Below are 9,124 nucleotides of genomic sequence, written 5' to 3' on the forward strand. Positions count from 1 at the left end.
GTTTCGTTAGGCTTTCTTGCACAAAGCTATTCTTGAAGGCTTCTTCAGCAATATAATTTCCAGATGAAGAAGCCTGCACCTAAAATCTACCGTACAACCAATTGGTCCTCGTATAACCAAGCTTTAATCAAGCGAGGGAATATTTCAATCTGGTTTGATCCGAAGACCCAATGGTATGCACAACCACAAGGCAAGCACGGACGAAATCAAACTTATTCCGATACAGCGATTCAATGCTGTTTAATGATCAAATCTCTATTCCGTCTTTCTTTACGTATGGTCACTGGCTTTGCTCAAAGCCTGATTAAACTCAGTGGCTTAAATTGGACAGCACCAGATTACTCCACCCTCTGTAGACGACAAAAGCATATTGATATTGCGATAAGCTATCAGAAAAGTCGTGATGGGTTACACCTACTCGTCGACTCTACGGGTTTAAAATTTTTAGGTGAAGGCGAATGGAAGCGTAAGAAACATCAGCCTGAATACCGTCGGCAATGGCGTAAACTGCATATTGCTATAGATGCTGAAACACTGCAAATACGTGCCGTTCAGCTTACGACAAATAATGTCAGTGATTCACAAGTACTAGGTGATTTACTGGATCAAATCCCACTAGATGAGCGAATAGATTCTGTCTATACCGATGGGGCGTACAACACGAAGTGCTGCAGACAATTGATTTCAGATCGTCAAGCACATGCAGTAATTCCACCCAGAAAGAATGCCAAGCCATGGAAAGATTCTAAAATCAGTTCAATAGAACGAAATGAGTTACTTCAAACGGTTAAACATTTAGGCAGAACCCTATGGAAAAAATGGTCGGGTTATCACCGTCGCAGTTTGATGGAAACCAAGATGCATTGCATCAAATTATTAGGAGATAAGCTGACGGCAAGACATTTTCAAAGTCAAGTCAATGAAATTCATGCGCGTGTGGCAGTTCTGAATAGATTTATGGAATTAGGTAGACCTCACACCCAAGTTGTCACTTAAATTTGAATGGATTGGGGAAAACTCAGCTTTTGAATGTTTATGCAACAAAGCCGGTTGAGGGGTAAAACTACAGGCAAGAAAAAAGCCCTTGTAAAAACAAGGGCTTATTTAGATATTTGGCGGAAGCGGTGAGATTCGAACTCACGGAGGACTCACACCCTCGTCGGTTTTCAAGACCGGTGCATTAAACCGCTCTGCCACGCTTCCATGTGCGCCATAATACGGAGCTTTTGTTTTGATGACAAGTAAAACTTATAATAAAAGCAAACAACTGCATATTGTTTAATCAAAAGCTTATAATTTCGCAGCGATTTCTGCACCCTCACGAATCGCACGCTTTGCGTCTAACTCAGCGGCAAGTTTAGCACCACCAATAATGTGATAATTCGCAAGCGTATTCTGCTCAGCACTTGGCATCAGATCTTTCACTGACTCCTGCCCCGCACATACAACGATAGTATCAACACGTAACAATTGATCTTGCCCTGCCATCTCCACCCAAAGCCCCTCATCAGTCACTGCTTTATACTGAACACCACGTAACATGCGTACCGCATGCTTTTTCAACTGTGCGCGGTGTACCCAGCCCGAAGTTTTGCCCAAGCCTGCACCAAGTGCAGAGGTTTTACGTTGTAATAAATAAATCTCACGAACAGGTGGATGAACTTCTGCGATCTGCGTGCCTCCTTCAGAGACATAATTCGGATTTGGATCTACCCCCCATTCACGTTGCCAATCTGCAAGTGGTTGTGGCTGAGGTTGGTGCTCAGGTTTCAATAAATACTCAGACACATCAAAACCAATCCCCCCTGCACCAATCACCGCAACTTTTCGACCAACTGGCGCACCGCGTAACACTTCTGCATAAGATAAGACTTGCGGTGAATCGCTCCCTTCGATACGTAATGCACGTGGCACAACACCAGTTGCAATGATAATTTCTTCAAAGCCTTCACGCTCAAGCTGCTCACGATTCACCTTGGTGTTTAAACGTAAATCGACGCCAGTTTTTTCAATCTGTACTTTGAAATAACGAATGGTTTCATGAAACTCTTCTTTACCGGGTACAACTTTTGCCAAGTTAAACTGTCCACCCACCTCATGACTTGCTTCAAACAATGTCACTGCATGTCCGCGACTGGCTGCAACCGTCGCAGCCGACATGCCTGCGACGCCACCACCAACAACCGCGACCCGTTTCGATTGTTTCGCTTTCACATAAACCAACTCAGTTTCAAACGCCGCACGCGGGTTGACTAAACAGGTTGCACGTTGGTTTTTAAATGTATGATCTAAACACGCTTGGTTACAGGCGATACACGTATTGATTTCATCGACACGATTGGTCGCTGTTTTATTCACCCAAAAAGCATCGGCCAATAACGGACGCGCCATTTGCACCATATCAGCTTTGCCCGATGCCAAAATCTCTTCTGCCGTGTCTGGCATATTAATACGATTTGAAGCAATCACTGGCACAGCCACATGCTTTTTCACTTCCGCTGTATAATCAACAAAAGCTGCACGTGGCACAGAAGTCACAATGGTTGGAATGCGCGCTTCATGCCAGCCAATCCCTGTATTCAACAAGGTAATGCCTGCTTTTTCTAATGCCTGCGCAATGCTAATCACTTCTTGCATGGTATTGCCGTCATGTACTAAATCCAGCAATGACAAACGGAAGCAAATAATAAATTTCTCCCCGACTTGTGCACGTATCCCTTTAACGATTTCGACCGCAAAACGCATACGGTTTTCAATCGGCCCACCCCAACGGTCTTCACGTTGATTCACATGACGACTAAGAAATTGATTCAATAAATAACCTTCTGAACCCATAATTTCTACACCATCATAACCCGCCTTTTTTGCAAGACTGGCACAGTTAACGTAGTCATCAATAGTATTCAAAATTTGTTTTTCAGACATTTGACGCGGTTTAAAAGGCGAAATCGGCGACTTGATTGGGCTCGCAGAAACGACAAAGGGTTGGTAGCCATAACGTCCCGCATGCAAAATTTGCATTAAAATTTTTGCGCCATGCTTATGTACCGCATGTGTCACTAAACGATGCGGAGCAATATCCCCCAGCGTATTCATCGTACCGCCCGCTGGAAGAAGCCAGCCTTGACGGTTTGGAGAAATCCCACCTGTAATGATCAGGCCGACACCACCTTTAGCACGCTCACCGAAGTATGCTGCCAATTTTGGATAATTATAAAAACGATCTTCCAAACCCGTATGCATGGAGCCCATCACCACACGGTTCTTAATTGTGGTAAAACCCAAATGTAAGGGTTTTAAAATATGTGCATAGCTATTGGTTGTCATCATGAATCCTTATCTTTGGCTTTGCAACTTGTTGCATACTACTTTAGCTGTTTTTCAAAATTTTGGGATGACAATTTAGAAAATTTTCTGAGTAACTACGGTCAATTCAACTGGATTCACAAAAAAGCAATAAAAAAACCAGTGATGTTGCCATCACTGGTTTTTTTATTGCTTAAAAGCCTTATTTCCAAGCTTTCAACTTACTGGTTTGGCCAATACCTACGTTAAAACTATTGGTTGGATCCAGCTTTTCATAATGTGTTCGCAGTGCAGGTTTTGCTACATATAAATGTCCAACATTATGCTCGGCTGGGTATTCAGCACCTCGTGCATCCAATAAATGCCACATTTGGTGTTCCATCGCTAAAGGATCTACGCCTTTTTTCACAATATAGTCCTGATGAAACACATGACATAAAAAATGACCATAATAGAGTTTATGAACAATCAGATCATCCATCTCTTTAGGTAAGGTTTCCACCCACTCTCGATCATTACGACGCAATGCGATGTCCAAAGCTACAATATCTTCAACTTCCGAACGGTGTGTATCTCGATAGCGAATTGCTGCACCTGCAACGGCAAAGCGATGTAAAAATGCTTTACGTCCTTCTTCCTCAGTACAGTGGAAAAAATCACCTGAAGTTTTATCTTGGAAATAATGTTTTAAAAAGCTTTCAACTTGCTCAACATCTTGATTTTCAATCCGAATAACCAAATGGTGTTCATACAAATCGCGGAATGCATTCATCCGTTTCGGTAAATGATTGGGCAAAAATTTGGTGATCAATTGCAGGACTTTATCTGACAGCCCCTTCATACCAAATTTTTCTAAGTACGCATCGACTTTATCTTTCATTGCAAATGCAGCGGGTACTTTGGCTGTACCCAGTTTTTCAATGAACATAAAGGTGTCTTTACCGTACTCTGCCCCGATGTCATAAGCCACGCGGTGGATGTATTCCCCTGCAATCGGCAATCGCGGCAAATCTTTTAGTAAAAAACGGCGGATTTCAGTCAAATCATCATGTGAGTTGGTTCCCACGTAGAACACCTGACTTGGAATTTTTTCAAAGGTATCTAAACGTACGGCAAAGACACATACTTTACCTGCCGAACCCGATGCTTCATATAAACGAGACGGATCGGCATTAAAGCGTGCAGGCGTATTTTCATCAACTTGTTTAACATCATGTCCATAACGATGGTCCGATGCGCAGCAGCCTGAGTTATTGATAATATCGCCGATTTGATAATTTTTCGTTTCAAGCCTGCTTAGAATTTCTTCAGGTGTTTCGCCTAGGTTCACCCCTAAATGATTCACTAATTCTAACTGACCACCATCATTGACACGAGCATACAGAGCCAGCTCAGTATAAGCAGGACCACGGCGCACCAAAGCACCACCTGAGTTATTACAGACACCACCTAAAACTGAAGCCCCAATACACGATGAACCAATCACTGAATGTGGCTCTCGATTAAATGGCACCAACTCTTTTTCAAGTCGATCCAGTGTGGCACCGGGTAGACAAATCACTTGCTGACCGTCATTAATGACTTGAATGCCGACCAAACGACGTGTGCTGATTAGAACCACTGGACGGTCATAATCATCACCAAAAGGCGTTGAGCCACCAGTCAAACCTGTATTGGCCGCTTGCATAATCACAATACAATCTGCATCAACAGCCACTTGTAGTACTTGCCACTGTTCCAGTAATGACCCTGGTGCAACAACAGCCAGTACTTTCCCTGCACCGTAACGACGACCTTGGCGGTATAAACGTGTATCTTTATCTTCGGTTAAAACGTGTTGTTTACCAACGATATTTATTAAATTTTCAATAACGTGTTGTGGAGATCGAGGGTTCATATTTGTTATTTCCAATGATTACAATCCCCCTAAATCCCCCTTTTCCAAAGAGGGACTTTTTCTTTACCTTAGGCATTTAAAGTAAAAGAAAAATTATTTATACCTGCAACATAAATTCTAATCGGTATAACTCCTCCCTTTTAAAGGGAGGTTGAGAGGGATTATATAAATAGCAATAATCACGGTATTGATGTAAATACCTATTGAATGCACGTTTACTGTGTGAGAACGCTTCTACTGATATAATGAATTACTCAGCCAACTCTCGTTCTAACTTCACTAAACAGTCAGACGTAATATCCGCAATGGTTTTTGCACCAGTTAAAGTCATAGCAACACGCATTTCTTTATCAATCAATTCTAAAAGATTTGAAACACCTTCACCACCTGCTGCACCAAGTGCATAAACAAAGGCGCGACCAAGCATACACGTGTCTGCACCCAACGCCAGCATACGCACAACATCTAGACCATTACGAATACCTGAATCCGCGAGGATTTTAATATCACCCTTGACTGCATCTGCAATCGGCGGAAGTGCACGTGCAGAAGATAAAACGCCATCAAGCTGACGACCACCATGGTTTGAAACCACAATCCCATCTGCACCGAAGCGCACTGCATCTTTGGCATCCTCAGGATCCAGAATGCCTTTAATGACCATTGGCCCATCCCAAAACTCACGAATCCACTCAAGGTCTTTCCATGAAATAGACGGATCAAAGTTTGAACCTAACCAGCCGATGTAATCTTCTAGACCTGTAGGTTTGCCTAAATATTTAGAAATATTGCCCAAGTCATGCGGACGGCCCATCATGCCGACATTCCACGCCCAATGTGGGTGGAAACACGACTGCATATAACGACGCATTGCTGCATTTGGGCCACTCATACCTGAGTGGGCATCACGGTAACGCGCGCCTGGAACAGGCATATCCACAGTAAACACCAAGGTTGAACAGCCTGCCGCTTTAGCACGTTCCAAAGCATTTTTCATGAAACCACGGTCACGCAGTACATAAAGCTGGAACCACATTGGACGCTGAATCGCAGGCGCAACTTCCTCAATTGGACATACTGAAACGGTAGACAGCGTAAATGGAATGCCCTTTTTATCCGCAGCAACCGCAGCTTGAACTTCACCACGACGCGCATACATCCCTGTTAAACCCACAGGCGATAATGCAACTGGCATCGACAACGTTTCATCAAACAGTTTGGTTTCTAAACTTAACTGTGACATGTCGTTCAGTACACGCTGGCGCAAAGCAATTTTCGATAAATCTTCTACGTTACGCTTCAGGGTATATTCTGCATACGCACCACCATCAATGTAATGGAATAAAAATGGCGGTAAACGACGTCGTGCCGCTTCACGGTAGTCATTGGCAGAAGAAATAATCATGCTTATATCCTGTTTAATCGACTGGCGCGCTGACGACGAGCTTCTTCTTCATCAATCATGCGCACCTGTTGTACTACAAACTCAATGTGTCCACAGACTGCTTTGCGTGCAGCTTCTGGATCACGACGTTCAATTGCACTCATGACTTGAAAGTGCTGATCATGCAATTGATCAAAACGGTGTGCTTCGCTATAGACTTTTCGGCGTCCCAAAGCGACGTTGAACTGCAACAAATCGAACAGACCACGCATCATCTGAATGAGAACCAAATTATGAGATGCTTCAGCAATCGCTAAATGAAATTTCGCATCAGCACGAGCCGCTGCATCATCATCACCCAGTGCCTGAAAATGGTTAATCTGATCATAATAATGTCGGATATTCACCAAATCTTCTTGGGTTGCGCGTTGAGCTGCATACCAAGTCGTCCCACCTTCTAAAATAATGCGCGCCTCTTGCACATCAAAGCGATAGGCTGGATCTTCACTCATCAAATTACTGATCGGTTGTACAATTTGATAACTTGACCAGGTAGCTGGTAATTGTTTTAAAAAAGTTCCCGCTCCCACTTTACTGACCAACATACCCATGCTGGACAGTTGAGAAATCGCTTCTCTTAAAGAGGAACGCGAGACTTGAAGTTGTTCACACAGTTTTCTTTCAGCAGGCAGACGGTCTCCAACTTGCATATTGCTTTGTTCAATCAATACACGCAGGCTTTGTACAGCTTTATCGGAGACTCTCATCTGCTTTCCTTAACGTTGATACACAATTTGTGCTATGGAATCATCCATGGGAACACATAAGCTTGTAGGGTAATCATAATACCCATCATAAATGTGAACGTTATACTGTGTTTTACAGTAAAACGGAATAAATCAGACTCTTTACCAACTAAGCCTACCGCCGCACATGCAATCGCAATTGATTGAGGTGAAATCATCTTACCTGTCACACCACCACTGGTATTTGCTGCCACCAGTAAAACCTCTGGCACCCCAATTTGCTGAGCCGTAGTGGCTTGAAGCGCTGAAAAAAGTGCGTTCGCAGAAGTATCCGAACCTGTAAGGAATACACCCAACCAGCCCAAGAATGGTGAAAAGAAAGTAAATGCTGAACCTGTATGTGCAAGCGCTAAAGCCAAGGTTGAAGACATACCCGAGTAGTTCGCAACAAAGGCAAAAGACAACACCATACCAATTGAATAAATTGGAATTTTCAACTCATTCAAGGTTTCACCAAAAGTTACAACTGCATCCTTAGGCTTCATCTTCAAAAAGGCAATCGTAATTAATGCTGCAATAAAGATCGCAGTACCTGTTGCCGAGATCCAATCGAACTTATAGATTGCGTCATAGTCTTTTATTTCTGTCACTACAGGCGGCATTTTTTGAATCATTTGATGCAAAAATGGCACCTTGATGGAAATCACAAGATCATGCAATGCACCGTCTTTGGCAAATAAATCCTTAAATGGTTTCACACTCCAGATTGTCACCATTACAGTTAAAATGGCAAATGGAGACCATGCTTTGGCAATTTGACCGATGCTATATTTTTTCTGTTTTTGTGCTGCAACATCTTCATTCATATTTGCGTCTTGATCTGCAAAACGAAAAATATGCTTTGGCTGCCAGTATTTAAACAAAATTGTTAATGAAACCAAGGATGCAATTGCAGCCGTAATATCTGGTAGTTCTGGCCCAACAAAGTTAGAAGTTAAGTATTGTGCGATTGCAAAGCTACCTGCCCCCACCACAACTGCTGGCCATGTTTCTTTAACACCACGCCAGCCGTCCATAATCGCCATAATCCAGAACAATACGATTGGCACCATAAATGGTAACTGACGGCCTACCATTTGGCTGATTTCCATGGTATCGACACCAGATACCTGTCCCGCAACGATAATAGGAATACCCATCGCACCAAATGCCACAGGTGCTGTGTTTACAATTAGGCAAAGACCTGCTGCATATAAAGGTTTAAAACCTAAGCCAACCAGCAACGCCGCGGTAATCGCCACAGGGGCACCAAAGCCCGCCGCACCTTCTAAAAAGGTACCAAAAGCAAAGCCGACCAACAGCATTTGTAAACGCTGATCTTCGGTAATTGAGAGAATAGATGAACGAATGATGTCAAACTGACCTGTCTTCACTGAGATTTTATACAGGAAAACAGCACCAATAATAATCCAAGCAATTGGCCATAAACCGTAGAAGAAACCATAAACCATAGATGCCAATGCCATCAATACCGGCATCTTATAGGCAAATAAAGAGACAAGAAGCGCAAGTACAACAGTGATCGTACCTGCCACACTACCTTTTAAACGAAATACTGCGAGCGCCAAGAAGAAAAAGATAATTGGAATCAGCGCAATTAGACTGGATATCCAAATATTCCCCATCGGGTCATACATTTGCTGCCATTGAAGCATTGTCATCTCCTTGAAATGCTTACTAAGATTTAATTTTGAGCATATTATTGGTGATTTCACTAATATTGGTAATACC

6 protein-coding genes and 1 tRNA gene are annotated in these 9,124 nt (G+C 43.0%); 1 reads left to right on the top strand and 6 read right to left on the bottom strand.

The features are described from left to right. Positions 1–63 precede the first annotated feature (63 nt). Positions 64–996 (top strand): IS5 family transposase, encoded by a 933-nt coding sequence (locus GBI16_RS09015; RefSeq protein WP_086207772.1) that lies wholly within the window; start codon positions 64–66, stop codon positions 994–996. Positions 997–1,113: 117 nt separating this feature from the next. On the opposite strand, the gene GBI16_RS09020 is transcribed toward GBI16_RS09015, so the two are convergent. The 6 genes from GBI16_RS09020 to lldP form a co-directional block, all read right to left on the bottom strand. Beyond that, positions 1,114–1,203, bottom strand: a tRNA-Ser gene (locus tag GBI16_RS09020). A gap of 87 nt (positions 1,204–1,290) precedes the next feature. After that, a complete protein-coding gene (locus GBI16_RS09025) occupies positions 1,291–3,327 on the bottom strand; it encodes an NADPH-dependent 2,4-dienoyl-CoA reductase (protein WP_151706944.1) in 2,037 nt (678 codons plus the stop codon). A gap of 181 nt (positions 3,328–3,508) precedes the next feature. Next, the gene (dld, locus tag GBI16_RS09030) at positions 3,509–5,203 is read right to left on the bottom strand and encodes a D-lactate dehydrogenase (RefSeq protein WP_151706942.1); all 1,695 of its coding nucleotides are present in this window, start codon (positions 5,201–5,203) and stop codon (positions 3,509–3,511) included. Between the two features lie 250 nt (positions 5,204–5,453). Continuing rightward, positions 5,454–6,608: an FMN-dependent L-lactate dehydrogenase LldD gene (gene lldD, locus GBI16_RS09035; protein ID WP_062034458.1), complete on the bottom strand. Its 1,155-nt coding sequence runs from the start codon at positions 6,606–6,608 to the stop codon at positions 5,454–5,456. A gap of 2 nt (positions 6,609–6,610) precedes the next feature. Next, entirely contained in the window at positions 6,611–7,354 is a 744-nt protein-coding gene (gene lldR, locus GBI16_RS09040; RefSeq protein WP_086207776.1) for a transcriptional regulator LldR, read from the bottom strand. Between the two features lie 32 nt (positions 7,355–7,386). After that, positions 7,387–9,054, bottom strand: a complete 1,668-nt coding sequence (lldP, locus tag GBI16_RS09045; RefSeq protein ID WP_171264387.1) for an L-lactate permease — start codon at positions 9,052–9,054, stop codon at positions 7,387–7,389. Between the last annotated feature and the right edge of the window lie 70 nt (positions 9,055–9,124).

The sequence above is a fragment of the Acinetobacter sp. TUM15064 genome, assembly GCF_008980265.1.
Taxonomy (GTDB): Bacteria; Pseudomonadota; Gammaproteobacteria; order Pseudomonadales; family Moraxellaceae; genus Acinetobacter.

What these genes read in the sequence shown, in the direction of transcription:
- GBI16_RS09015 (WP_086207772.1), top strand. Translation starts at nt 64, where the DNA reads ATGAAGAAGCCTGCACCTAAAATCTACCGTACAACCAATTGGTCCTCG.
- GBI16_RS09025 (WP_151706944.1), bottom strand. Translation starts at nt 3,327, where the DNA reads ATGACAACCAATAGCTATGCACATATTTTAAAACCCTTACATTTGGGT.
- dld (WP_151706942.1), bottom strand. Translation starts at nt 5,203, where the DNA reads ATGAACCCTCGATCTCCACAACACGTTATTGAAAATTTAATAAATATC.
- lldD (WP_062034458.1), bottom strand. Translation starts at nt 6,608, where the DNA reads ATGATTATTTCTTCTGCCAATGACTACCGTGAAGCGGCACGACGTCGT.
- lldR (WP_086207776.1), bottom strand. Translation starts at nt 7,354, where the DNA reads ATGAGAGTCTCCGATAAAGCTGTACAAAGCCTGCGTGTATTGATTGAA.
- lldP (WP_171264387.1), bottom strand. Translation starts at nt 9,054, where the DNA reads ATGACAATGCTTCAATGGCAGCAAATGTATGACCCGATGGGGAATATT.